Origin of the sequence: Nocardia arseniciresistens (genome assembly GCF_046764875.1) — a bacterium.
In the GTDB taxonomy this organism is placed as follows: domain Bacteria; phylum Actinomycetota; class Actinomycetes; order Mycobacteriales; family Mycobacteriaceae; genus Nocardia; species Nocardia arseniciresistens.
The window spans coordinates 284386-309870 of sequence record NZ_JBKORD010000005.1; the positions used below are offsets into that span (position 1 = coordinate 284386).

Annotated in this window: 23 protein-coding genes and 1 pseudogene; 17 read left to right on the forward strand and 7 right to left on the reverse strand. The window is 65.2% G+C overall.

The window, feature by feature from the left end; all coding sequences use genetic code 11:
• The 6 genes from ACLMAJ_RS11290 to ACLMAJ_RS11315 all read left to right on the forward strand — a co-directional run bounded on the left by ACLMAJ_RS11290 (position 1) and on the right by ACLMAJ_RS11315 (position 7020).
• Positions 1–1038, forward strand: a complete 1038-nt coding sequence (locus ACLMAJ_RS11290; protein ID WP_412013534.1) for a branched-chain amino acid ABC transporter permease — start codon at positions 1–3, stop codon at positions 1036–1038.
• Entirely contained in the window at positions 1035–2468 is a 1434-nt protein-coding gene (locus ACLMAJ_RS11295; RefSeq protein ID WP_412013535.1) for a branched-chain amino acid ABC transporter permease, read from the forward strand. The genes ACLMAJ_RS11290 and ACLMAJ_RS11295 overlap by 4 nt, the downstream gene beginning before the upstream one ends.
• Positions 2465–3463 (forward strand): ABC transporter ATP-binding protein, encoded by a 999-nt coding sequence (locus ACLMAJ_RS11300; RefSeq protein WP_412013536.1) that lies wholly within the window; start codon positions 2465–2467, stop codon positions 3461–3463. Before ACLMAJ_RS11295 ends, ACLMAJ_RS11300 begins: the two co-directional genes overlap by 4 nt.
• 8 nt (positions 3464–3471) lie before the next feature.
• Complete coding sequence (locus ACLMAJ_RS11305) at positions 3472–4233, forward strand: ABC transporter ATP-binding protein (protein ID WP_412013537.1); 762 nt, start codon at positions 3472–3474, stop codon at positions 4231–4233.
• A gap of 44 nt (positions 4234–4277) precedes the next feature.
• Positions 4278–5954: a DUF885 domain-containing protein gene (locus tag ACLMAJ_RS11310; RefSeq protein ID WP_412013538.1), complete on the forward strand. Its 1677-nt coding sequence runs from the start codon at positions 4278–4280 to the stop codon at positions 5952–5954.
• Between the two features lie 94 nt (positions 5955–6048).
• Positions 6049–7020 (forward strand): neutral zinc metallopeptidase, encoded by a 972-nt coding sequence (locus tag ACLMAJ_RS11315; RefSeq protein ID WP_412013539.1) that lies wholly within the window; start codon positions 6049–6051, stop codon positions 7018–7020.
• A 10-nt stretch (positions 7021–7030) separates the two neighbouring features.
• On the opposite strand, the gene ACLMAJ_RS11320 is transcribed toward ACLMAJ_RS11315, so the two are convergent.
• Positions 7031–7453: a nuclear transport factor 2 family protein gene (locus tag ACLMAJ_RS11320; protein ID WP_412013540.1), complete on the reverse strand. Its 423-nt coding sequence runs from the start codon at positions 7451–7453 to the stop codon at positions 7031–7033.
• Between the two features lie 121 nt (positions 7454–7574).
• On the opposite strand from ACLMAJ_RS11320, the gene polA reads away from it, so the two are divergent.
• Entirely contained in the window at positions 7575–10319 is a 2745-nt protein-coding gene (gene polA, locus ACLMAJ_RS11325) for a DNA polymerase I (protein ID WP_412013541.1), read from the forward strand.
• Positions 10320–10366: 47 nt separating this feature from the next.
• On the opposite strand, the gene ACLMAJ_RS11330 is transcribed toward polA, so the two are convergent.
• Together ACLMAJ_RS11330 and ACLMAJ_RS11335 are read right to left on the reverse strand one after the other, a co-directional pair.
• Positions 10367–11542 (reverse strand): DUF7373 family lipoprotein, encoded by a 1176-nt coding sequence (locus tag ACLMAJ_RS11330; RefSeq protein ID WP_412013542.1) that lies wholly within the window; start codon positions 11540–11542, stop codon positions 10367–10369.
• A 6-nt stretch (positions 11543–11548) separates the two neighbouring features.
• Positions 11549–12661 (reverse strand): DUF7373 family lipoprotein, encoded by a 1113-nt coding sequence (locus ACLMAJ_RS11335; protein WP_412013543.1) that lies wholly within the window; start codon positions 12659–12661, stop codon positions 11549–11551.
• 571 nt (positions 12662–13232) lie between these two features.
• Here ACLMAJ_RS11335 and ACLMAJ_RS11340 point away from each other — a divergent pair.
• On the forward strand, positions 13233–13664 hold the full coding sequence (locus ACLMAJ_RS11340) for a 2-isopropylmalate synthase (RefSeq protein ID WP_412013544.1): 432 nt from the start codon (positions 13233–13235) through the stop codon (positions 13662–13664).
• A 170-nt stretch (positions 13665–13834) separates the two neighbouring features.
• Here the strand turns inward: ACLMAJ_RS11340 and trxA are convergent, their stop codons facing one another.
• Positions 13835–14209, reverse strand: a complete 375-nt coding sequence (trxA, locus tag ACLMAJ_RS11345) for a thioredoxin (RefSeq protein ID WP_412013545.1) — start codon at positions 14207–14209, stop codon at positions 13835–13837.
• Positions 14210–14259: 50 nt separating this feature from the next.
• On the reverse strand, positions 14260–14781 hold the full coding sequence (locus ACLMAJ_RS11350) for a 2'-5' RNA ligase family protein (protein WP_412013546.1): 522 nt from the start codon (positions 14779–14781) through the stop codon (positions 14260–14262).
• 78 nt (positions 14782–14859) lie between these two features.
• Here ACLMAJ_RS11350 and ACLMAJ_RS11355 point away from each other — a divergent pair, with 78 nt between their 5' ends.
• From ACLMAJ_RS11355 to ACLMAJ_RS11380, 6 genes and pseudogenes are all read left to right on the forward strand, one after another.
• Positions 14860–15957: an isocitrate/isopropylmalate dehydrogenase family protein gene (locus tag ACLMAJ_RS11355; protein ID WP_412013547.1), complete on the forward strand. Its 1098-nt coding sequence runs from the start codon at positions 14860–14862 to the stop codon at positions 15955–15957.
• Positions 15958–16313: 356 nt separating this feature from the next.
• On the forward strand, positions 16314–17909 hold the full coding sequence (locus tag ACLMAJ_RS11360) for a carboxylesterase/lipase family protein (protein ID WP_412013548.1): 1596 nt from the start codon (positions 16314–16316) through the stop codon (positions 17907–17909).
• Positions 17910–17965: 56 nt separating this feature from the next.
• Positions 17966–18097, forward strand: a pseudogene (locus tag ACLMAJ_RS11365) (isocitrate/isopropylmalate dehydrogenase family protein); the annotation flags it as partial.
• Positions 18098–18279: 182 nt separating this feature from the next.
• On the forward strand, positions 18280–19143 hold the full coding sequence (locus ACLMAJ_RS11370; RefSeq protein ID WP_412013682.1) for an ABC transporter substrate-binding protein: 864 nt from the start codon (positions 18280–18282) through the stop codon (positions 19141–19143).
• A gap of 3 nt (positions 19144–19146) precedes the next feature.
• Positions 19147–20106 carry an amino acid ABC transporter permease gene (locus ACLMAJ_RS11375; RefSeq protein WP_412013549.1) on the forward strand — a complete coding sequence of 320 codons (960 nt, stop codon included), beginning with the start codon at positions 19147–19149 and terminating at the stop codon, positions 20104–20106.
• A gap of 50 nt (positions 20107–20156) precedes the next feature.
• Positions 20157–20909, forward strand: a complete 753-nt coding sequence (locus ACLMAJ_RS11380; protein ID WP_412013683.1) for an amino acid ABC transporter ATP-binding protein — start codon at positions 20157–20159, stop codon at positions 20907–20909.
• A 22-nt stretch (positions 20910–20931) separates the two neighbouring features.
• Here ACLMAJ_RS11380 and ACLMAJ_RS11385 read toward each other — a convergent pair whose 3' ends face one another.
• Positions 20932–21834: a LysR family transcriptional regulator gene (locus ACLMAJ_RS11385; protein WP_412013550.1), complete on the reverse strand. Its 903-nt coding sequence runs from the start codon at positions 21832–21834 to the stop codon at positions 20932–20934.
• 71 nt (positions 21835–21905) lie between these two features.
• Between ACLMAJ_RS11385 and ACLMAJ_RS11390 the strand changes: the two genes are divergently transcribed.
• The 3 genes from ACLMAJ_RS11390 (at position 21906) to ACLMAJ_RS11400 (ending at position 24438) form a co-directional block, all read left to right on the forward strand.
• Positions 21906–23279 (forward strand): FAD-binding oxidoreductase, encoded by a 1374-nt coding sequence (locus tag ACLMAJ_RS11390; RefSeq protein WP_412013551.1) that lies wholly within the window; start codon positions 21906–21908, stop codon positions 23277–23279.
• A gap of 112 nt (positions 23280–23391) precedes the next feature.
• Entirely contained in the window at positions 23392–24276 is an 885-nt protein-coding gene (locus ACLMAJ_RS11395; protein ID WP_412013552.1) for an SPFH domain-containing protein, read from the forward strand.
• 9 nt (positions 24277–24285) lie between these two features.
• Complete coding sequence (locus ACLMAJ_RS11400) at positions 24286–24438, forward strand: type II toxin-antitoxin system antitoxin (protein WP_412013553.1); 153 nt, start codon at positions 24286–24288, stop codon at positions 24436–24438.
• Between the two features lie 110 nt (positions 24439–24548).
• On the opposite strand, the gene ACLMAJ_RS11405 is transcribed toward ACLMAJ_RS11400, so the two are convergent.
• On the reverse strand, positions 24549–25469 hold the full coding sequence (locus ACLMAJ_RS11405; protein ID WP_412013554.1) for an SDR family NAD(P)-dependent oxidoreductase: 921 nt from the start codon (positions 25467–25469) through the stop codon (positions 24549–24551).
• Between the last annotated feature and the right edge of the window lie 16 nt (positions 25470–25485).

Here is a 25485-nt window from a genome sequence, read left to right on the forward strand (position 1 = left end):
ATGACTTCAACAGCATTGGCCGGCGCTGTACAACTAGCCGGCGGATCGATCGACTTCAACTACCAGGGAGTGATCGATGATTTCTGGCGACTGACCGTCGACGGATTGTCCTATGGTGCTATCTACGCACTCGTCGCCGTGGGCTACACCCTTGTCTACGGTGTTCTCCGGCTGATCAATTTCGCCCATTCCGAGATATTCATGCTCGGCCTGTTCGGCCAGTATGTCGGGCTTATGCTGCTCGGGTTTTCGCCGAGCGGTGATGTCTACTCCCAAGGCATCGTTCTCACCATCACCTATCTCGCGCTCGCGATGATCTTCGGCATGGCCGTATCCGGCGCCGCGGCAGTGGGATTGGAGCGGGTGGCCTATCGGCCGCTGCGCAAGCGCGGAGCCAAACCGCTGATCTTTCTGATCACCGCCATCGGCGCATCTTTCGTGATCCAGGAGATCATGCACTTCGTGGTGCCGAAGGTCTGGCCGAAACTGGGCGGCACCAACGCACAGAAGCCGATCATGCTGGTCGAGCCGACCAAACAGTTCAGCTTCGGCGGTGCCGATGTCACCAATGTGACCATCGTGATCATCGTCGCCGCGATCATCCTGGCCGTCGCCACCGAGGTGCTGATCAACAGGACCAAGTTCGGGCGTGGCATCAGGGCCGTGGCCCAGGACCCCGATACCGCGACCCTCATGGGTGTCTCGCGGGAGCGGATCATCATGCTGACCTTCCTCATCGGCGGCGTGCTCGCCGGTGCGGCCGCGCTGCTGTACGCACTGAAGATCCCGAACGGGATCATCTACTCGGGCGGTTTCATCCTCGGTATCAAGGCGTTCAGCGCCGCGGTGCTCGGCGGCATCGGTAATCTGCGCGGCGCGTTGCTCGGCGGGTTGCTGCTCGGGCTCGCGGAGAACTACGGGCAGATACTTTTCGGTACCGAATGGCGTGACGTAGTCGCGTTCGTTGTCCTGGTTCTGGTGCTCATGATTCGCCCGACCGGCATTCTCGGTGAGAGCCTCGGAAAGGCGCGCGCATGACCGACACGGTAAAGACTCCGCGTCCGCCGGAGCACGGCCAGGACGAGACGACCAAGCATGGCGTCGGAGACGCGCTGCGGGCCTGGTGGGCAGGGCTGTCCCGGCCTGCGCAGTGGGCGGTCGGTGTGCCGGCAATTATTCTGCTCGCGCTGCTGCCGCTGTATCCGCCGCCGTTCCTGGATACCCCCGGTACCAGCTTCGGTGGCGTGATGGCGCAGTTCGCGATGTACGCGCTGCTCGCCATCGGCCTGAATGTCGTTGTCGGACAGGCGGGTTTGCTCGATCTCGGCTACGTCGGCTTCTACGCCGTCGGCGCGTACACGGTCGGTCTGCTGACCAGCCCCAACAGTCCGTGGAACCAGACCGACGGTGGTTGGCTCAGTGAGGACTGGGCCTGGTTGGCCTGCCTGCCGCTCGCGGCGGCGGTCACCGCGATGTCCGGCCTGATTCTCGGTTCGCCGACACTGCGGTTGCGCGGTGACTACTTGGCGATCGTCACGCTCGGCTTCGGTGAGATCGTCCGGTTGCTCGCCGACAATCTCGGCGACCTGACCAACGGCAGCCTCGGCCTGTCCGGCATCGCCTACCCGCGCGTCGGTGAATCCGCGGAGCGCCCCAACGGTGTGTTCTCCGCGGGCAACGTCGGCGACTCCGAGGCCTCGAACATCTTCGCGAAGGCCAACTCCGGCATCTGGTGGTTCTGGGTCGGCATGGTGCTCGTCATCTTCGTGCTGCTGATCGTCGGAAATCTGGAGCGCAGCAGAGTCGGGCGGGCCTGGGTCGCGATCCGTGAGGACGAGGACGCCGCCGAGATCATGGGCGTGCCGACTTTCAAGTTCAAGCTGTGGGCGTTCATGATCGGCGCCGCGGTCGGCGGGTTGTCCGGTGCCCTGTACGCGGGCCAGGTGCAGTTCGTGAATCCCGCCGGGTTCAACATCATCAACTCGATGCTGTTCCTGTGCGCGGTCGTCATCGGTGGCCAGGGCAACAAGCTCGGCGTCATCGTCGGCGCGTTCATCATCGTGTACCTACCCAACCGGCTGCTTTCGGTGCAGTTGGTGGGTCAGACCGTCGTCGGCTATGTGCTGCTCGGCCTTGCTATCGCAGGCATCGTCGGGTTGGTGCTGGGGTGGAAGCGCTGGGCACATGATCTGGAGCGGCCTGCGCGCCTCGGCTATATCGGGGGCGCGATTGTCGTGGTGATCGGGATGTTGATCGTCCTCGGGAACGTGTTGAAATTCCATGAGCAGGGGGCGCAGTCGCTCGGCGACTTCAAGTACCTGTTCTTCGGCATCACGCTCATCGTGTTGATGATCTTCAAGCCGCAGGGGTTGTTCCCGGTGCGGCAGAAGTTGCTCGCCTACGGGCGGCAGGTATATCGAGCCGTGCGCAAACCGTTCGGCAACGAGGCGATCGGGGAACGGGCATGACCGGGCCTGGCGCGGGTGGCGCCCTATTCGACAATGAAGACATCGCGGCGGGCTATGTCGCCGAACCGGAAGCGGAGCCGAGTGCGGGCGTCGTCGATGTGACGGCGGTGCTGCCGGAACTCGCGGACGCCGACGCGGTCGCGGAGGTGGTCGCGGGCAGTCGCGAGATCGAGACGCCGGTGGGCGAAGCGCTGCTGCGCACCGACGGCCTGACGGTCAAGTTCGGCGGCCTTACCGCATTGGACCAGGTGAGCTTCGAGATTCGCCGCGGCGAGATCCTCGGGCTGATCGGACCCAACGGCGCGGGAAAGACCACCTGCTTCAACGCGATTACCGGTGTGTACCGGCCGTCGTCGGGCGTGGTCTATTTCGATGGCAAGCCGCTGACGAAGACCAAGCGCAATGCCATCACCCGGCTCGGGATCGCGCGTACCTTCCAGAACATTCGGCTCTTCGCCGAGATGACCGCGCTGGAGAACGTGGTGGTCGGCACCGACGCCAGGCACAAGACCTCGGTGCCAGGTGCCATCCTGCGCACGGCACGACATCGCCGTGAGGAACACGAGGCCATCGAACGCGGCATGGCACTGCTCGAATTCGTCGGTATCGCACCGCGGGCGGTGGAGAAGGCGCGCAATCTGTCCTACGGCGACCAGCGCAGGCTGGAGATCGCGCGTGCGCTGGCCACCGAGCCGAAGCTGCTCTGCCTCGACGAGCCCGCCGCCGGATTCAATCCCAGCGAGAAGTCCGCGCTGATGGATCTGATCCGCAAGATCCGCGACGACGGGTTCACCGTGCTGCTGATCGAGCACGACATGCGACTGGTGATGGGCGTCACCGACCGGATCGTGGTACTGGAATTCGGCCGCAAGATCGCCGACGGGATGCCCGCAGATATTCGCGAGAACCCGGATGTGATCAACGCCTATCTCGGTGTGCCCGACGACGGCACCGAATCAGCGGCAACAGCGGACACACACGGGACGGACGGGTAAGGACGGCGATGGCATCACGTAAGCAATCCGAGAGCCCGAATCCAGCAGAGGGCCCTCTGCTCGAAGTCACCGATATGGTTGTCAACTACGGCAGAATCCAGGCGCTGCACGGGATTTCGCTACAGGTGGCACACGGCGAACTGGTGACACTGCTCGGTGCGAACGGCGCGGGCAAGACCACAACCATGCGAGCCCTTTCCGGGCTGCTGCCGCTGACCCGTGGCCGTATCCTGTTCGAGGGGCGCGACATCACCCAAATGAAAGCGCACGAGCGGGTCATGCACGGGTTGATCCAGGCACCGGAAGGTCGCGGGGTTTTCCCCGGTATGACGGTGCAGGACAACCTCGACATGGGCTGCTACGCAAGGCCGTTCGAGCAGAAGTCGGAGTACGACAGCACCCTGGAATGGGTGTTCGGCATGTTCCCTCGGCTGGCCGAGCGGCGCAAGCAGGTCGGCGGCACGCTCTCCGGCGGCGAGCAGCAGATGCTGGCCATCGGTCGTGCGCTGATGGCGCGACCACGGCTGCTGCTGTTGGACGAACCGTCGATGGGGTTGGCGCCCATGATTATTCAGCAGATCTTCCGGATCATCTCGGAGATCAATCAGCAGGGCACCACGGTGCTGCTCGTCGAGCAGAACGCGCAGCAGGCGCTGGCTCGCAGCGATCGGGCGTACATCCTGGAGACCGGTGAGGTGACCAAATCCGGCTCCGGTCGCGACCTGCTCACCGATCCGGCGGTGAAGTCGGCCTATCTGGGCGTCGGGTAGGGAAGTCGTGCCCATCGGTGGCCGCCTCGGGCATGATGGCGGCCATGGATGGGCATGACGAGCTGACGGATCTGGCCGACCGATACTGGGACAGCGTGCTCGAGGCCGCGCCGAGCATGGCCACGCTGCTCGGCGATCATCGTTTCGACGACCGCGTCGAGGACCTCTCGCCCGAGGCGGAGCAACGGTTGCTCGCGACGTGGCGGGAGCTGCTCGCCGCGGTGGTCGCCATCGACCCCGACCGGTTGAGCCGGCAGGACAGGGTCACCAGGAGCCTGTTGCGCACCGAATTGGACTCGGCGGTAGACAATCTGGAGTGGCGGCCGCACGAGATGGCCTCCGATCAGATGGACGGCATCCACGCCGGGATGCTCGTGGTCGCGGCGCAGATCAACGCGCCGCGACCGGAGCAGGCCCTTGCCCTGGTGCGACGTTATCGACAGTTCGGAACCCTGCTCGACCAGGCGGTCGAACGGTTCAGGGCGGGCCTGGCCGCGGGGCGTTCGCCCGCGCGGGTCACTATCGAGCGGTCGCTGAACCAGCTCGACGGGTATCTCGCCTCCGACCTCGCGACCGATCCGTTCGCGACCTTCGCGGGCCCGCCCGATTGGGCAGGCGAAGCCGCGTGGCGCGCCGAGCTCGCCGAGGTGGTGCGCGAGGTGATTCGGCCTGCCTTCCAACGCTATCGGGGCGTCCTTGCCGAGGAACTCCTGCCGGTGGCCCGCCCCGAAGACAAGAGCGGGTTGTGCTGGCTCGGCGCGGACGGCGAGGACATCTACCGGCGTTTGCTCGCTCGCCACACCACGCTGCCCGACCTCGGCGCGGAGGAGATCCACGAACTCGGGCTGTCCGAATTGGTGCTGCTGCGTAGCGAATACGCCGAGGTCGGGACGCGGTTGTTCGGCACAGCGGACACCGAAGCGATCTTCGCCAGGCTGCGCGAGGATCCCGCGCTGCGTTATGGCGACGGCGCGGAGATCATGGCCGACGCGCAGCGGGCATTGGGTGCGGCGACGGCCGAGATGGGGAACTGGTTCGGGCGGCTGCCCGAGCAGTCGTGCGACATCGTGCCGGTTCCCGATTTCCTTGCCGCGGATTCACCCGCGGCGTACTACTTCCCACCCGCCGCGGACGGGTCCCGGCCGGGTACCTATTTCGTGAACCAGCACGAACCCGACGGCCGCAGCCGGTACGAGACGGCGGCGGTGGCCTATCACGAGGCCATTCCCGGCCATCACCTCCAGCTCACCATCGCCAATGAGCTCGATCAGCTACCGCGTTTCCAAAGGCAGTCCTTCGCCAACACCGCGTTCGTCGAGGGCTGGGCGCTCTACACCGAACGTCTCGCCGACGAAATGGGTTTGTACGCGGACGACGTGGATCGTCTCGGCATGCTGGCCGCCGATTCGTGGCGTTCGTGCCGCTTGGTCGTCGATACCGGTCTCCATGCCAAGGGGTGGAGCAGGCAGCAGGCCATCGACTTCATGGTGGCCAACGCGCCCGTCGGCCTCGCGGAGATCGAGGTCGAAATCGATCGCTACATCGCGATTCCCGGTCAGGCCGTCGCCTACAAGGTCGGCCAGCTCGAAATCCGCCGACAGCGGCGCGAGGCCACCGAGCGGCTCGGGGACGGCTTCGATATCAAGGTCTTCCACGATGTCGTGCTCGGTTCGGGCTCCGTGAGCCTGCCGGTGCTGCGGGAGCTGGTGGCTACACTCTGACCGTCCGCGAGGTGGTCTGTGCGCCCTACCCGAGTTGCGGGTGGGGGCGGGGTCGGGTTCGATGGATGTGTGATCGAACTGTGCAGGGGGGATCATGAAGGCTCAATTCAGTAGACGGCGCGATACCTCGGCGTTGTTCGCTGGTGTGCTCGTCGGTGCGCTGATGATCGCGGGCTGCGCCGCCGATGCGGGTGAGAAGCGATCGACGGCAACCATTTCCGCGGCGGCCATCGCGGTGGGCGCAGGTCCTTCCGGGCCGACGGCGGGTACGAAGGAACCGGCCGGTGACGCCGCGCCGCCCATCGCGGCGGCTCCACTGGCCGGGGTGCCGCAACTGACGGCGGCCCGTCCGGTCTTCGCGCTGATCGACCATCCGCTGTTCGCTCAGCACAGCGGTCTCGGCCGAGTTGACTGCAAACTTCCGCAGTGGCGCGACGATGCGGAAGCGGCGCGGGCCTTCTATCAGCGGGCCGTCGGCTGTCTCGACGACTCGTGGGGTTCCACGCTGCGCAGCGTCGGATTGCCGTTCCACTCACCACATGTGACCGCGCCCGCCAAGTCCGCCGCGGTCAGCGGACCCTGCGCCGAGGAACAGCTCGCCACCGGAAAAGCCTTCTACTGCGCGACGGACGAGACGATCATCATGCCGTTCGACGCGCTGCGGCCGTTGACCGCCGGTTCCCGGCGTGGGGCGCAGCTGGCGCTGCTGTCGTACGAATACGGCCACCACGTACAGGCTTTGATCGGGGTCATGCGGGCATACACCGATAAGCGCACTGCCGTCGGCTGGGATACCGCGTCGGGCCAGGAGCAGAGCAGGCGGATGGAGCTGCAGGCATCGTGCTTCTCCGGCATGTTCCTCGGCACCAACTACGGCCGCGGCGACCTCGATCAGCAGACCTGGAACGAGGCCGCGGACAGTAACAGCGACGCGGGCGACCGCCCCGGCGAGCAACCGCTCAACGGTAGCGATCAGAACGTACTCGGCTGGTTCACGTTGGGCTCGGAAAAGGGCGACACCTGGGAGTGCAATACCTGGTATGCCACGGTGACCAAGGTGGCATGAGTTTCGAGTTTCACTCGCCGTCGGCGGTATCGGCCACCGCCGCCATCACGGCCGCGGTGTCCAGGTAGAAGGGGCGGATCTCGCTGATCAGCCCGTCGCGGAAGGTAATCAGCTGCATCACCGAGGTGTTCAGCACGCGGCCGGTGGCGCGCGCCCGCAATTTGCCGACGTTGTAGATCACCACGGCATCGCCGTCCGCCACGAATCGCTGCTCGAGGAACTCCAGCGACAGCCAGGTTTCCTTCATCGCGTCCATGAACCGCCGGATGCCATCGGGACCGTGCCATTCGCCACCGTAGGGCAGGTTGGCCGCCTGATACATCACGACATCGGTGGCCAGGCAGGCCGCCATTTCGGCGAAGTCGCCGCCCGCGCTGACGTAGGCGGCTTCCGCCGCGAAGAACCGCTGCAGGGCGGACATTGTTGGGGTCACGGGAAAATAGTGGCCGGAACCCGCGGCTAGGTCCGGCGGAAATCGGACGGAACACTCGGTGGCCCGCGGCGCGTGGGAGCCGCGCTGTGAGATGTCGGTGGGCCTCCCTAGACTCATCACCGTGACCCCAGCGACCACTGATCAGCGACCGAGCTCCGTCTCTGCAGCCGACACCGATTCGGCCGGTCCGCAGCCGACTCTGCTGTTGCTGGATGGGCATTCGGTCGCCTATCGCGCCTTCTTCGCGCTGCCCGCGGAGAACTTCAAGACGGTCACCGGGCAGACCACGAACGCCGTGTACGGCTTCACCGCGATGCTCATCAATTTGCTGCGCGACGAGAAGCCGACACATATCGCCGCGGCGTTCGATGTATCACGCAAAACCTTCCGTACCGAGGCGTACCCGGAGTACAAGGCCAATCGAAGTGCCACCCCGGACGAGTTCCGCGGGCAGGTCGAGCTGACCAAGGACGTGCTCGGCGCGATGGGCATCCCGGTGATGGCGATCGACGGATTCGAGGCCGACGACCTGATCGCCACACTCACCACTCAGGCGGTCGCCGAGGGCTTCCGAGTGCTGATCGTCTCCGGTGACCGCGACGCGATCCAGCTGGTCAACGACAATGTCACAGTGCTCTACCCGCGGAAGGGTGTCTCCGATCTGACCAGGTTCACCCCCGACGAGGTGATGGCCAAATACCAGCTCACCCCCGCCCAGTACCCGGATTACGCGGCCCTGCGCGGCGACCCGAGCGACAACCTGCCCGGCATTCCCGGGGTGGGGGAGAAGACCGCGGCCAAGTGGATCCGCGAATACGGTGACCTGGCCACCCTCGTCGACAAGGTAGACGAGGTGAAGGGCAAGGTCGGCGACTCGCTGCGGGCCAACCTGAGCAGCGTGGTGCTCAACCGTCAGCTCACCGAGATGGTTCGCGATGTTCCGCTGCCCTACACCCCCGATCAGCTCGCTCAGCAGCCGTGGGATCGCAACAAGATCCACCAGCTGTTCGACGATCTGGAATTCCGGGTGCTGCGCGACCGGTTGTTCGAGACGTTGGCGCCGCCGGCGCCGGAGGCCGAGGCGGGCTTCGAGATCAGCGGCGGTGCCCTGGAAGTAGGAGCGGTCGCGGGCTGGCTCGTGGAACACGCGAAAGCCGGTGTTCGGCATGGTGTTTCAGTGGTCGGTCAGGGCACCCCGGGCGGCGGGGACGTGCGCGCTCTCGCGATCGCGGCGGGTGACGGCGAGAGCGGCTACATCGACGTCACCGTGCTGACCCCCGAGGATGACGCCGCGCTCGGTGCCTGGCTTGCCGACCCGGCCGTGCCGAAGGCGCTGCACGAGGCCAAGTCCGCGATGCACGCACTGCGCGGGCGCGGCTGGACACTCGCGGGCCTGACGAGCGACACCGCGCTCGCTGCCTACCTCGTGCGCCCCGGCCAGCGCAGTTTCAACCTCGACGACCTTTCACTGCGCTACCTGCGTCGCGAGTTGCGCGCCGAGACCGACGAGGCCCCACAGCTGTCACTGCTCGACGACGAGGACAGCGTCGACGCCGAGGTCGCGCAGACCGAAATGCTGCGTGCGCGGGCGGTTGCCGACCTCGCGGCGGCGCTCGACACCGAACTGCGGCAGATCGAATCCGTTCCGCTGCTGGAGGATATGGAGCTGCCGCTGCTCGGTGTCCTCGCCACTCTCGAGGACGCGGGCATCGCCGTCGATGTCGACCAGTTGGAGACTTTGCAGCGCCAATTCGCGGACAAGGTGAGCGAGGCGGCCAACGCGGCCTACGAGGTGATCGGCAAGCAGATCAACCTCGGCTCGCCGAAGCAACTGCAGGTGGTGCTGTTCGACGAGCTCGACATGCCGAAGACCAAGCGCACCAAGACCGGTTACACCACCGACGCCGACGCGCTGGAATCACTGTTCGAGAAGACCGAGCACCCGTTCCTGCAGCACCTGCTCGAGCACCGCGACGCCACCCGCCTCAAGGTCACCGTAGACGGCCTGCTCAAGTCCGTCGCCGACGACGGCCGCGTCCACACCACGTTCAACCAGACCATCGCCGCGACAGGCAGGCTCTCCTCCACCGAGCCGAACCTGCAGAACATCCCGATCCGCACCGACACCGGCCGCCAGATCCGCGACACCTTCGTCGTCGGCTCCGGCTACGCGGAGCTGATGACCGCGGACTACAGCCAGATCGAAATGCGCATCATGGCGCACCTTTCCGCCGACGAGGGCCTCATCGAAGCCTTCAATTCGGGTGAGGATCTGCACACCTTCGTCGCATCCAAGGCCTTCGACATCCCGATCTCGGAGGTGCATCCGGAGATGCGTCGCCGGATCAAGGCGATGTCCTACGGCCTCGCCTACGGCCTGAGCTCCTACGGCCTGTCCGCGCAGCTGAAGATCAGCACGCAGGAAGCCAAGGAGCAGATGGACGTCTACTTCGACCGCTTCGGTGGCATCCGCGACTATCTCCACGAGGTCGTCGAGCAGGCCCGCAAGGTCGGCTACACCCAGACCCTCTTCGGCCGCCGCCGCTACCTGCCCGACCTGGACTCCAGCAACCGTCAGCGCCGCGAGGCCGCCGAACGTATGGCGCTCAACGCCCCCATCCAGGGCACCGCCGCCGACATCATCAAGGTCGCGATGATCAACGTGAACAAGGCTGTCCAGGATGCGGGACTGCGATCGAGGATGCTGCTGCAGATTCACGATGAGCTGGTGTTCGAGGTTGCCGACGGCGAGCGGGAGACCCTGGAAGCGCTCGCGCGCGAACAGATGTCCTCGGCCATCTCGCTGTCGGTGCCGCTGGATGTCTCGGTCGGGACCGGCCGCAGCTGGGACGCCGCCGCACACTGATTCGCATCCCGGCGCTGGGCAGCGGAAATCATTGCGCTGCCCAGCGTTCAGCGTCCGTACGCGAGCAGCTCGTACTGCGCCGCAGCCATTTGAGAGAGATCCTGCGGCTGGCTCGCGCCGATATGCGCCACATAGCGGTCGAACGGGATATAGCACTGATAGTCGCTCGAGAGATCGTTGACGACCGGATCTTCCAGCTTCTTCAAGCATTTCGCGTCGGGCAGCCCCGGCGGCGGGTCGGTGATCGCGAAACTGTCCTTCCCTTGATCGACGAATGCCGCAATGAGCCGGACCGTGGCAGCGGCATCGGCGGTCCGGTAGATGGCCGAGTCGTCGAGGGCGTAGAGATCGACCTTCGCATCGGCGAAGATCCGGCTGGTGAGATCCGGCCGACTGTCCAGGTGCAACCCGGCGTGCGGAGTGTAGATGCCGGGTGCCCGAGCATGATCGGGCTTGCTCGGTAGCGTGCGGCCCAAGAGCCCGTCGACATCGACGGGGATGTCCGACAACTTGTCGCGGGCAGGCGGCCGGTAGTTCTGCAATAGCTGAAACTGTTCGTCGAGGAGCCGCTTGGTGAACTCGGCCAGTGGCGCGGGATCGGGCGGTGTGGCGATCGGGTTACTGATGAAGGTCTTGATCAGGTAGTCACCCTGTGCCAGCCAGGTATTGACCGAACCGTATTCGCTGACCTCGGCGCGAGCGTCCGGATAGCCCGGTATCGACACAGGTGCCTTGGCCGGATTCTTCTGGTGGTACGCGTCGGCCAGGAAAGCGAGCGCGCCGGACGCCTGCGCGGGATTCGAAAAACGTAGGATCGCCAGCTCGGCGTTCAGACCGAGCGAGAAGTCCTGCCTACGGCGAGCCCCGGTGCCGAACCCTGCGACAAGCCCTGGTACCGATTCGGTGAAATTCGCAGTGCCGAATCCGCCGCTCGGGGACGGTGGATGCTGCGGTGTGAATGTATCGCCCTTCGGAGCGTTGAAGACGAGACGATTATCGACATCCATCATCAGCGGAACGGATTCCGCGAGCGCTATGGCCTCTTGTACCGCGACTCTCTCGTCGGTGCGCTCGATGGTGCGTGGTGTGGTCGGATAATTGCCCGAGTCGAGCTTCTCGACGTCGACGGTGGCGTGCGGGGTATCGGAGCCACCGCATCCGGTAGTGGCGGCCAGCGCCACGGCAAACACCGCGCAGCCGAACGCGATAGTGCGAGAGATCATCTGCTGCTACCCACTCGCGGCCAGGATCGAATACTGGGCGGCGGCACGTTGATAGAAGCTCGGCTCGACACTCTCGCGAAGTACCGAGGTCGCGCTGACAATGGCCAGGTAGCGGCCGTAGACGAGGGCGCACAGGAAGGTGCCGTCACGAATCGGCTCTCTCTCGTCGAGCTTTATGCAGTGCGCGTCCGCGATCCCCGGCGGGCCCGCGATCTCCTCATCGTTCTTGCCGAGCTTCGCCAGCGCCGTCTGCAATCGAAAGGCGGACTCGAGATCTCTTGTCCGATAGACGATTCCGTCGTTCTGCGCAATCAAGTCGACACCGGCATCGGTAAACGCCTGCGTCGACACCGCCGCGTCGCGTTCGAAGTGCAGCTGACCGGCGGGGCTGTAGGTGCCGATCTCGGAATCGTGCTGCCAGATACCTGATGCGCCCTTCGTCGGTGGTAGCGCGACGCTCATGATCCGGTCGGGATCCGAAGGGAGATCGAGAATATCGTCGACCGGTGTCGGCATCAGGTTCCGGAGCTTCGCGAACTGTAGTCCCAGCATTTTCCGGAACTGTGCGGCAATCGCTTTCGGATCGGCCTGTGGTGCCGTGAACTGGCTCAGCACGACGTACGGTCCCTGCGAGGCGAACAGGCGTGCGCGTACATCGTCGGTCGAGGTGACCACCGCGTTCTCGACGCCCTCCAGCGCGATGCGGTGGCGGGGCTCGGCAGCGCGCTCGTCTTCGCCGACGAAGTCGGCGGTTGCCGTGCGCGCGGCCGCATCGCTCGGGAATCGCAGGATCGAGATCGTCATGAACTTCTTGCTGCGCAGGTTGTTATTGCTTCTGCTGGTCAGCGCCCCGCCGATCAGATAGTTGCGCTCGACGATCGGCTTGAAGGCATCCGGGAAAACGCCGGTGACGCTGTCGAAGCTCAATTGATCGATAATCCGTGTGTCGCCGAGATGGCTCATATCCGGATCGACGTCATAGGGCGAGACCAGGTATTCCATCATGCGCCTGGACTCGATGTGGAAAACATGTCTGCTGGTAGAAAACTTGGGCCGGTAGATCTTTGGCGTGGCCTGAAACGGTCCGGTGTTGAGGCCGGCCAGGTTCACAGGCGTCATACCCGGCATCGGCCGCCCGGAAATGGCGGAGCCACAAGCGCTTACGGCGGTCAGCGCCGCGGCCATCAGTAGCACGCACACAGTCCGCGCCGGAATCGAGATGCGCCGCACGAACCCCCCTCGTCTTCTGCCTCCGAACTCGCCGGAATCCTACGTCAGTCACCCACGGGATATCGGTGGGTGGATATGCGTCGGACGATCGCGCGCATAATCTCCGGCTCGCCGAGTTCCGGGTGCTCCGGCCTGCGCACTGTCACACATCCCGTGAGCTGCGGCGATAATACTCATGAGTAGACGCACCGAGTGCGTCGATAAGTTTGCGCTTGCCTCGATATGTCCCTATCGTGTACTGCGTGCCGAATCCCGCCGACCGCCACAGTGTCGCGCTGAATGTCGCAGACCGCGACAGCGCCGCACTAATTCCGCTTACCGCGATGGTGGCTGCCCGGCGACTTCTCCTCGTAGTAACCCGCCGTAGCGGGGTCTGATTCGGACCGGCCCCCTCGCTGCGGGCTGTTGATTGTTAGTGCTGGTCCCCTCTGCCGATTCTCTTCGGGAAGACCTGATTGCAATGACGATCCTTACTCTCGACATACGCACGTTGATCGCCGCCGCGCCCAATGGCCTACGGGCTGAATGCGCCGGCCTGACACCTGCGGAGTTCTACGACCGCTACTGCGAACACACCGGACCCATCCGGCTCAGCGACTGGTCGCTAGCCGGTAACGGGAGCTCGGAGTATGCCGCAACGCTGGAGTTCGCGGGCCATGTGCGAACGGTCGGCACCACCGGCAGCCCGGTGGCGGCGATGACCTCCGCGCTCTACGACGAGGGCTATACAGTCGAGATCCTGCGATTCCACCAGCGCCGCACCGAGGATGGCACCGCGACCTTCGTGCAGTGCGAAGTGAACGGCAGGCGCGGCTGGGGTGCTGCCCTCGCCGGCGATGGTGCCGAATCGACGGTCCGCGCGATGATCGCGGGCGTCAACCGAACGCTGTAGAGCCGGACCGCGACGCAGTACCGGCGGGAGCGAAGTCCCGAAACACAACGGACCGTTCACCTCCCGGAGGTGGTGAGCGGTCCGTGTCCGACAGGCCTCGTGTCCGAATTGCCTGACGCCTCCGCGTTCAGGGCTACGGTCATCGCGCAGCTGATCTCAGCGGTTGCCACTTACGGGGCAGTCTCCTCGGCCTGCTCGGCGAGCTGCTTGCGAACCTCGTCCATGTCGAGACCCTTCACCTGGGTCACGAGATCCTCGAGTGCGGCGGGCGGCAGCGCGCCGGGCTGCGCGAAGACCAGTACGCCCTCGCGAAACGCCATGATGGTCGGGATCGACCGGATGTTCGCCGCGGCGGCCAAGCCCTGCTCGGACTCGGTATCGACCTTGCCGTGCACGACGTCGGGGTGCTTGCCCGAGGAGGCCTCGAAGGTCGGCGCGAAGCTCTTGCACGGGCCGCACCACTCGGCCCAGAAGTCGACGAGTACCACGTCGCTTCCGGTGATTACCTCGTCGAAGTTCTGCTGGGTCAGCGTCTGGGTGGCCATGACGTCCTTTCGTGTCGTTTTATTGCCAGCTGTAACGCCCGGCGTTGTCTTTATCTTCCACGGGCCACCGGCCACGCACGCCGCTGGTCGCCGTCCCACCGCCGTATACCCACGACGGTTGCGCGGAAATCACGATCCCTTGCGACGGCGTGTACAGCCTCGCCGAGTTGCTGGTTGGGCACCCGTCGGGCCAGCGTGATGTGCGGAGTCCACTCGTCGGGACGCAGATTTGCCGGGACACCTGGGCATTGCGCCATCGTGGTGAAGATTCGCCGTTGGATGGCGAGCAACTGCTCGGACGCAACGACGGCCCTGACCAGGATCGGATGGCGCGCGCCGAACACGAGCAGGCCGCCGAGGCGTACCGGGAAGGGCTGGAAACTCTGCTGTTCGAGGACCCGCTCGATCCGCGGCCAGATCTGTCTCGCCACGGCGACGGTGATGTGCGGAACAGCGGTGTCGGCCGTCGTCGCGGCGAGGCTGGGAATGCCCGCGTCCGCGAGCAGTTGCCACTGCCGCCGGATCTCCGTATCGGCCGCGTCGTCCAACAGTAATTCGACCGACTGCACCATGGTCTCCAGAAAGTAGCGTGCCCGGCGTGTCCGTGGGGCGGTTCGGTCGCAGCGGACCCGCAGCGGGAGGATGACCAGGTGAACGATGCGACGCAACGCGACGGTTCGGCGATCCGCCTCGGCCTGATCGAAGGCGACGGAATCGGCTCCGAGGTCGTGCGGGCGACGCGGGCAGTGGTCGACGAGGCCATCGCCGCGGCGGATGTCGCTCCGGTGGAGTGGGTTCCGTTGCTCATGGGACACCGCGCGATCGAGGAATTCGGCGATCCGCTACCCGAGCAGACCATGACCGGGCTGGACGGGCTCGACGCGTGGATTCTCGGGCCCCACGACAATGCCTCCTATCCGGAGGCGCATCGTGGCGCGGTCGCGCCGGGTGGCGCCATTCGCAAGCGGTTCGGGCTGTATGCCAACATCCGGCCCGCGCGGGCATTCACCGGCGTGCGCGCGGCGGCGCCGTTCATCGATCTGGTGATCGTCCGGGAAAACAGCGAAGGCTTCTATGCCGACCGCAATATGTTCGCCGGGTCGGGTGAGTTCCGGCCGACACCCGACGTCGCGATGGCGGTCGGCGTTGTCACCCGCCGCGCCTGCGAGCTGATCGCACACGAGGCGTTCCGTTTGGCCGCGACGCGGCGCAAGCGGGTGACCGTCGTGCACAAGGCCAATGTGCTGCCGATGACAATGGGCCTGTTCCGTGATGTCTGCTACGAGGTCGCGCAGGCTTATCCGAGTGTCGAGGTGATCGACGAGCATGTCGACGCGACCGCGGCGCACCTGGTCCGCGCGCCTCGCGATTTCGATGTGCTGGTCACCGAGAACCTGTTCGGCGACATCCTCTCCGATCTGGCGGGGGAGCTGAGTGGATCGCTCGGCATGGCGGCGTCGCTGAACTGTTCGCAGTCGCGCGCGATGGCGCAGGCGGTGCACGGTGCCGCACCGGCGCTGGCGGGACACAATCGTGCGAATCCGGTGGCGCTGCAACTGTCGGCGGCTATGTTGTTGCACTGGCTGGGGACTCGCGATGACGATCGGGCTTTGCTCAGTGCGGGCGAGCGGATCGAACGTGCGGTCGCGGCGACCTTCGAGGCCGGTATCGCGACCGCTGACCTGGGCGGTCTCGCGTCGACGAGTGAATTCACCGAACAGGTCTGCGCTAGGGTCCACCGCCGGTAGCGATAACTCCCGCCGGATCGTGCCACCGAAACGCCGTCAGTAACGACTCGGCAAACTCACCCCGGTCGAGTTTGAAATACTCAACCAGACCGCACACTCCTGAACCCACTCGACCCACGAGTCGATCGAAAGTGGGGAGTCCCGTGGGTGCAGTGGCCAGGTGGCTGACGCTATGAGCGCCGCAGTTTTGCAGTATTTCGAGTCCGGCTCACCTGCTGATCCCGACACCACAGTCCAGCTCTACATCCAGCCGATCAACGCCGGTTACCGCGGCGTCCCGACGTCGCCGGAAGCTTCATCACCGCCGACCGCAGCGACAACATCGAAGAGATTGGGCAGCAATGATTCACTTGATCATGCGATCCGCGATCTGCATGATGGCGGGAACCGGCCTCTCGTTCGCGGGTGCTGCGGCGCCTGTCGCGGCGACCCCACGCAATGTAGTCGTGACCGGCGGCGAGATCTCCGGCTTCGCCGCCGACGGAATCACCAAATACCTGGGAATCCCCTTCGCCGCACCCACTGGCGGCGCAGCGAGATTCAGCTCACCACGGCCCGCGCCGCCGTGGCCAGGCATCCGGCAAGCCCACGGTCACGGTCCACAGTGTCCGCAGACCGGATTCCTGCCGGCCCCGCTATCGACAGGCCCCACCAGCGAGGACTGCCTGAGCATCGACCTATACGTGCCCGACGGCACCCGCGACAGAAACCTGCCGGTCATGGTGTTCTTCCACGGCGGCGGCTACACCGACGGCTCCAACAGCCAATACGACGCGCCCAGCCGGATGGTCGCCGAAGGCAACGTCATCGTGGCCATCCCCAACTACCGCCTCGGACCATTCGGATTCATGTCGCTACCAGAACTGGCCGCCGAGTCCGGCGGTGCCACCGGAACAGCCGGCATCCAGGATCAACAAGCGGCCTTGCGCTGGGTGCACGACAACGCCGACGCCTTCGGTGGCGATCCATCCAACGTCACGATCTTCGGTGAATCGGCCGGAGCTGGAAGCGTCTGCACACACTTCACCGCACCCGCCTCCGACGGCCTCTTCGGCAAGGTCATCATCGAAAGCGGATCCTGCGCAAAGTCACCCTTGGTGCCCAGCAACCGCAGCGACTCTTTCACGCGCTCGCAGCAATATGCCGAAAGCGTCGGATGCGGCGATCCCGCAACACAATTGGCATGCCTGCGTGCACTACCCGCTGCGCAGCTCCTGGAATCGCCGATCGCCCAATTCGACGAACTACCACCGACCTGGATACCCAGCATCGACGGCGTCGTCGTCACCCGAACGCTCGACACCGCACTCGCACGGGCAGCCGACCGAAGAATTCCCATCATCGTCGGAAACAACAGCAACGAAGGCGCACTGTTCGTCGCTGAATCTCTTGCCAACGGCCGCATCCCGGATGCCGCAAGCTTCGAGCACTATGTCCGCATATCATTCGGCGCCTTCGCCGACCGAGTACTCGCCGCATATCCACTAGACCGGTACTCGTCACCCGCGGCCGCCCAATCCGCAGTCATCACCGACGGCCTGTTCGCGTGCCCCGCACTGTTCGTCAGCCGCATCGCCCGCGACACCGGGCATGCGGTGTGGCAATACGAATTCGACGAAGCCGCATTCGGCGACGCCAACCCCCTGCTGCCCGGCGCCTTCCACGCCGGTGAACTGCCCTACCTGTTCACCAGTCTGATGAGCCTGCCGATCCCATGGACCGGGCCATCCGATGCCTTCGCCCGACAAATGCAGCGATGGTGGACCACCTTCGCCCATACCGGCAACCCGAACGGACCCGGCTCACCCCCATGGCCGGCCTGGCCCGAACCGGCCGGGCAAAGCTCCGACGGGCCGGTACTGACCATGCGGGCAACCGGCAGCGCTATGTCCTACGACTTCGACGCCGAGCACAACTGCGGATTCTGGGATGACTATGGGCCTGTTCCGTGATGTCTGCTACGAGGTCGCGCAGGCTTATCCGATGCGATGACGATCGGGCTTTGCTCAGCGCGGGCGAGCGGATCGAGCGCACGGTCGCGGCGACCTTCGAGGCCGGTATCGCGACCGCTGACCTGGGCGGTCTCGCGTCGACGAGTGAGTTCACCGAGCACGTTTGTGCTAGGGTCCACCGCCGGTGATCAGCGTGTTGCGCCCGGAGTGTTCGGTACAGATCGGATTAATCTTCCGTTACTGTCCAGCGCGAAGCGTCTCGGTCGCTTAGATTGCCAAACGGGTGGTGACACCCGGGTTTCTTGAATCCGAAATGTGGAGGGCTGCTGTGTCTGTTCGATCGGTTCTAGGCAGGCGTGCCTTGCAGGCGATGTGTGTCGTCACGGGCGGCGTGCTCGTACTATCCGGCTGTAGTAACTCCGAAGACGACGCGCCAGATGTCGCGAAGGTGGGTGGTGTCGACAAGGTCGACACGATCGCCGCGCAGCTCCCCGACAAGTTGAAGCAGTCCGACAAGCTCGTGGTCGGTGTGAACATTCCATATCAGCCCAACGAGTACAAAGACCCGAGCGGAAAGATCGTCGGCTTCGATGTCGACCTGATGGACGCCGTCGCCGCCACGCTCGGCCTGAAGGCCGACTATCTCGAGTCCTCCTTCGAGAAGATCATTCCTTTGATCCAGGCGGGCACCTACGACGTCGGAATGTCCTCGATCACCGACTCGAAGGAACGCGAGCAGAGCGTCGACTTCACCACCTACTTCAAGGCGGGCAGTCAGTGGGCCCAGCAGACCGGCAAGCCGGTCGACCCGGAGAACGCCTGCGGCAAGAAGGTCGCGGTCCAGGCCACCACGGTCCAGGACACCGATGAGATCCCGAAGCGCAGCGAGAAGTGCCTGGCCGAAGGTAAGCCCGCCATCGACAAGAAGTCGTTCGACGAGCAGAGCGCGGCCACAACGGCCCTGGTGCTCGGCCAGGTCGACGCCATGTCCGCGGACTCCCCGGTGACCGCCTACGGCATCAAGAAGAGCGACGGCAAGATCGAGGCCGCCGGTGCGGTGTTCGACTCCGCGCCCTACGGCTGGGCGATCCCGAAGGGGTCGGCACTCGGCAAGGCCCTGCAGGCCGCGGTGCAGCATTTGATCGACAACGGCAAGTACCTGGAGATCGCCAAGAATTGGGGCGTACAGGAAGGCGCGATCACCAAGTCGGTCATCAACGGCGCAGAGAGCTGATCGATGACCTCACAGGACACCCCGCCGACGCCGGACGATACCGAGCTCGGCGGGGCAGCCACTTCGTCCCAGCCGACGCCGATCAAGGCGGTGCCGCTGCGCCGCCCAGGTCGGTGGATCGCCGCGGCGATCATTCTGATTCTGGTTGGGCTGTTCATCTACGGCGCCAAGACCAACCCCGCTTACAAGTGGGATACCTATGGGAAGTACCTGTTCGACAGCCGGATCATCGCCGGCGCGGTGGTCACGCTGGAGCTGACCGTGCTCGCGATGGCGCTCGCGGTCTCGCTGGGCACGGTGCTCGCCGTGATGCGGCTTTCGCCCAACCCGGTGTTGCGGGCGGCGGCGTGGGTGTATCTCTGGATCTTCCGTGGCACACCGGTTTTCGTGCAGTTGGTGTTCTGGGGTCTGTTCCCTTCGTTGTACAAGCAGATCGTCCTCGGCGTCCCGTTCGGGCCGCAGTTGCTCCAGTTCGATGTGCAGGATCTGCAGGCGGCGTTCGTCTTCGCCGTGATCGGCCTCGGCCTCAACGAGGCCGCGTACATGGCCGAAATCGTCCGTGCCGGAATCAATTCCGTCGGCGAGGGGCAGCGCGAGGCGTCCACCGCGCTCGGCATGTCCTGGTCTCAGACCATGCGAAGGACGGTATTGCCGCAGTCGATGCGGGTGATCATCCCACCGACCGGTAACGAGCTGATCGGCATGCTCAAGACCACCTCGCTGGTCACCGCACTCCCGCTGAGTACCGATCTCTTCGGCAGGGCTCGTGATATCTACGGTGTGAACTTCCAGCCGATTCCGCTGCTATTGGTCACTGCCACTTGGTATCTCGCGATCACCAGCGTGCTGATGATCGGCCAGTTCTACCTGGAGCGCTACTACTCGCGTGGCGTCTCGCGGCAGTTGACCGGAAAGCAGTTGCAGCAGTTGGCCGATGCGCAACAGATTGTGAAGGCGAAATGACCGTCGACCTCGACAAGGATTCCGCCGACGAAAAGACAGACCGGCCGCAGATGATCGTCGCGGACCAGGTGTGCAAGAGCTTCGGCGCGCTGCAGGTGCTCAAGGGTATTTCGCTGGAGGTGGCGCGCGGCGAGGTGCTGTGTTTGATCGGCCCCTCGGGTTCGGGCAAGTCGACCTTCCTGCGCTGCATCAACCACCTCGAGCAGGTCAACGCGGGCAGGCTCTACGTGGACGGCGACCTCGTCGGCTACCGCGAAAAGGGCGACAAGCTCTATGAGCTGCATCCGCGCGACGCGGCCAAGCAGCGCCGCGATATCGGCATGGTGTTCCAGCATTTCAATCTTTTCCCACATCGGACCGCGCTGGAGAACATCATCGAGGCGCCGACCCAGGTGAAGAAGGTGCGCAAAGCCGACGCGGTGGCACGCGCGCACGAGCTGCTCGAACGAGTCGGTATGGGGGACAAGGCAAATGCCTACCCCGCACAGCTCTCGGGCGGCCAGCAGCAGCGCGTCGCGATCGCCAGGGCGCTGGCCATGGATCCGAAACTGATGTTGTTCGACGAGCCGACCTCGGCATTGGACCCGGAATTGGTGGGCGAGGTGCTCGGCGTCATGCGCGAGCTGGCGGCCTCGGGCATGACGATGGTGGTCGTCACGCACGAGATGGGTTTCGCCCGCGAGGTCGCTGATCAGTTGGTGTTCATGGATGCCGGGGTGGTTGTCGAAGCAGGCAGGCCGCGCGAAGTGCTGGCCAACCCGCGGGAGGAACGCACCAAGGCGTTCCTTTCGCGGTTGCTGTAGGGCTGGGGAACCGGGCGTCTCGCTACTGAGTCTTCGTGCGCGCCAGACTGATTCGGAGCTGGCCCAGCAGAACCTTGGCGGCGGGGCTGCCGGGCCGGTCTCGCCGCCACGTGAGTGCCAGCTTGCCGTGTAGCCGCGGCTCGGTGATCGGTAGCACCCGTACCCCGAAGGCCGCCGCTTCCTCGGCCGTCAGCGCGGGCACCACCGCGATTCCGAGGCCGCGGGAGGCCAGGCGTAGCAGCAGCGGCGGCGCGGCCGCTTCGAACGTTACATCCGGCTCGAATCCCGCTGCGGCGCAGGCACGGTCGAATACTCCGCGGATGCCGGTGCCGCGCGGCAGGCAGATCAGCGGGTGGTCGCGCAGGTCGCCGAGCGGGATCTCCGTTCGTTCCGGCGCGTCGAGGGCAGCGGCCGCGACGATCGAAGTATCGAGCACAACCTCGACACCCAGATCCGCGTCGAGGTCCGCTCCGGTCAATCCGACAAGGGCGATATCCAGCTCACCGTGTCGTACTGCGGCCAGCATTCGTTCGGAGGTGTCCTCGGTCAAGCTGATGCCGACCTGCGGATGATCGTCGTGGAAGTCGGCAAGCGCCGAGGAGATGTCGAATTCCTCGGCGGCCGTGCCGGAGATGGCACCGACCCGCACATGTCCGCGCAGCAGGCCGGTGAATTCGTCCACCGTCTGGGTGACCAGCTCGGTCGCGGCGAGTGCGGCCCTGGCATGCGACAGTACTGCCGCGCCCACCTCGGTCAGTGTCACCGACCGGCCGCTGCGGTCGAGCAGTTGCTGACCGAGTTCACGCTCGAGTTGGCGGATCTGCGCGCTGAGGCCGGGCTGCGCCAGGTGTAGCCGGGCCGCGGCGCGGGTGAAATTGGCTTCTTCCACGACGGTGACGAAGTAGCGCAGCTGCCGCAGTTCCATAACTGATGATTATAGGAGCCAGAAGAACTATCTGTTGTACTTATCATTCGGGTGCGAGCATTGTCGTAGTCATGGGAAACACCGCAGATCAGATCATCGACATCGATACCTTCACGGGCCCGGTCTTCCGCCAGGGCGATGCCGGATACGAGGAGGAGATCGCCGGTTTCCAGGCAGGCTATTCGCACCGCCCCGCGCTGGTCGTCGGTGCTGTGCACGCCGAGGATGTGCGCAGCGCGGTCGAATACGCGGCGCGACGTGGCCTTCCTGTGGCGGTACAAGCCACCGGTCACGGGCTGTCGGTCGCGGCCGACGGTGGCGTGCTGATCAGCACCGAGCGGATGACCGATATCCGGATCGACCCGGTGGCAGGCACCGCACGGGTCGCGGCGGGAGTGCGGGCGGGCGCGCTGGTCGAGGCGGCGGCACGGCACGGTCTCGCGCCGCTGAACGGCTCGTCGCCGTCGGTCGGTGTGGTCGGCTACAGCCTCGGCGGCGGACTCGGCCTGCTGGCAAGGGAATTCGGCTACGCGGCCGATCGTGTACTGGTCATCGAACTGGTCACCGCGGACGGACGGATGCGCACCCTTGTCCCCGGCGACGAACTGTTCGGCGCGGTACTCGGCAGCGGCGGCAACTTCGGTGTGGTGACGGCACTGGAAATGGAGCTGGTACCCGTGACCACCGTGTACGGCGGCCAACTGGTCTTCGATACCCCGTTGGTCGAGCGGGCCCTCGAGGCCTGGCGGCGGTGGACCGCAACGGTTCCCGAGCAACTCACCTCGACTGTCGCCATGCTGACCTTCCCGAACATCCCGCAGGTCCCCGAGCCGCTGCGCGGTCGCTACGTGGCGTCGTTCCGGATCGCCTACAACGGCTCCGCCGAGGAGGGCGAGAAACTGGTGGCCCCGTTGCGCGCGATCGGCGAACGCCTGAAGGACGACCTGCGAACCATGCCCTACACCGAATCACACACCATCCACAGCGACCCCGACCATCCACACGCCTACGCCGCCACCAACGCGTTACTCGGTGAACTGACCCCAGAAACTCTGAGTGCGCTACTCGCGGCGACCGGCCCTGGCGCACCGGTCCAGGCCGTCGTCGACATTCGCCACCTCGGCGGCGCGCTGCGCAGGCCGGGCCCCGCCGGGATCGCCGTCGACCACCGAGACGCAGGCTATATCGTCCGAGTGATCACCATGCCCGAACCCGACAGTGCCGCAACAGCTCCCGTGGAGCACGACGTGGTCCGCGCCGCGCTTGCCCCGTGGACCCTCGGCCACAATCTCAACTTCCTCTACGGTGCCGGAGCCTCCGCGACAGAGGGTCAAACCCGAACCGGCTACACCCCTGTCACCTACAACCGCCTGGCCACCCTCAAGGCAAAATACGACCCCCGCAACATGTTCCGCTTCAATCGCAACATCAGCCCGACCCCCTGACCGAGCGACCAGCGACGATCGCCGCAGGTCGCCGAGAGTTCGTATCGAAGGTAGAGCACGGCGCGATTCCTCTGCTAGCATCGTGATATCACTTTGATATTCGGAGGATAGTATGAAGTTTCGGGACGCGTTTCGCCTCAACGGCTTTCTGGTGCTGCTGGGTTGGCTGGTGCTCACGATCCTGTTCGGTGCCGGCGCCGTGCTCGGCTATGTGGTCGCGGGTAAGGGCGGCAATGTGCCCGCGCTGATCGGTGCGATCGTCGCGACGGTCATCGTGGTCGTGCTACTCCTGCTCGCGACGGGACTGACCGTGGTGAACCCCAACGAGGCGAAGGTGGTGCAGTTCTTCGGCCGCTACATCGGCTCGGTGAGCGAACCCGGGTTCTTCTCGGTGGTGCCGCTGACCGACCGCCGCAGTATTTCGTTGCGGGTGCGCAACTTCGAGACGCAGAAGCTGAAGGTCAATGACGCCGACGGCAATCCGGTCGAGATCGCCGCGGTCGTCGTCTATCGCGTGGTCGACAGCTTCAAGGCCGCCTTCGCCGTCGACGACTACGAGGAGTATGTGGAAACCCAGTCCGAGGCCGCTGTCCGGCACCTGGCGACCACACATCCCTATGACGCGCACGATGTCGATCGCACCAGCCTGCGTGACGGCGCCGAGGTAGCGGGGGAGTTGACCGTGGAGTTGCGGGAGCGCACCGAGTTGGCGGGCATCGAGGTGCTCGAGGCCAGGATCACCCATCTCGCTTACGCGCCGGAGATCGCTCAGGCCATGCTCGTTCGTCAGCAGGCCGCGCAGGTGGTTGCCGCTCGTACCCACATTGTCGAGGGCGCGGTCGGCATGGTCGGCCTCGCGTTGGAGAAGCTCGCCGAACAGGGCACGGTCGAACTCGATGAGGAGCGAAAAGCCACCATGGTGTCCAACCTGCTTGTCGTCCTCTGCGGGGACCGAGCCATTCAGCCCGTGGTCAATGCCGGATCCATCTACTCCTGAGCCGCGGCGATGGCTGAACGGAAGAAGCTTCTACTTCGCCTCGACCCGGCAGTGCATGACGCCATGGCCAAATGGGCGGCCGACGACCTGCGCAGCGTCAACGCGCAGATCGAATTCGCCCTGCGGCGGGCGTTGGAACAGGCTGGCCGAAAACCGAAGTGACTTCGGGCGAGAGCCCGGTCACATCTCATCAGGTCCCGTCACCCGAGATTCCGGCAAACGCTGGAACCCGTTGGTGGCGGGGCTTTTCGGGTGTGGTGCTGCCCATGCCGTCATGAGTGTTCAGGATGTACCGCGCCCGCGGCGAGCTCATCGAGGAGCTCGATGCTGTCGGTATACAACGCGTGCTGTGCCTCGAGGTTGTAGGACGCGGCCGAGGACGGTCGCTCGGTCCGTCCGACGAAGTAGCGGCCGGTCACTTCGGTCACCGCGGGGTCAGTGACCAGCCAGGCGAGATCGGCGCCCGATGTGCGGGGTGTGTGCACGCCGGGCAATGCGATCAATGCTCGTGCGGCCGTGCGCCAGAGCAGCTGCCCTACCTTTCCGGCATCCCTGGCAAGTCTGGTACCGGGCATGAGTCCTGGATCGAATGCGTTGACCGTGATCCCGCGCGGCTCGAGTCGCCTGGCCAGCTCATAGGCGGTCTGCACGTTGGTCAGCTTCGAGGTGCTGTACCGACGGCGGCCGTCACGCTGGTCGGATTCGGTCGCCGCCATGGGGTAGGCCAGCTCCCTTGTCGTTGCGCTGAGCGGGTCCGGCATTCCGGTGCGCTGGTCGGGATCGTGGGTGCCGGAGCTGACGAATACGATCCGCGCGGGCCCGGTCAGGTCGTCCGATAGCGCCCGGACCAGGGCGAGGTGCCCCAGGTGGTTGACCCCGAAGGTGGCTTCCACGCCGTCTTCGGTGTAGCTGCGCCGGGTGAACTGGAGTCCCGCATTGCAGACGAGTGCGCGCAGTGGTGGCAGGCCCTCGTGGCGCAACGCGGCCGCGAAATGTGCGACGGAGGCGAGCGATCCGAGGTCGAGGGCGGCAGCACGCGCGCCGATCGGGGCCGCGATCGCGCGCGCTCGGTCGGCGTCGCGGCCGGTGATGACGACCGTCCACCTCGGGTCCTCGGCCAGTGTCCTTGCGCATTCGTGGCCGAGTCCGCTGGTTCCTCCGGTGATCACGACAGTTCTGTCACTTGTTGTCATATGGCAGAGTCTGCCA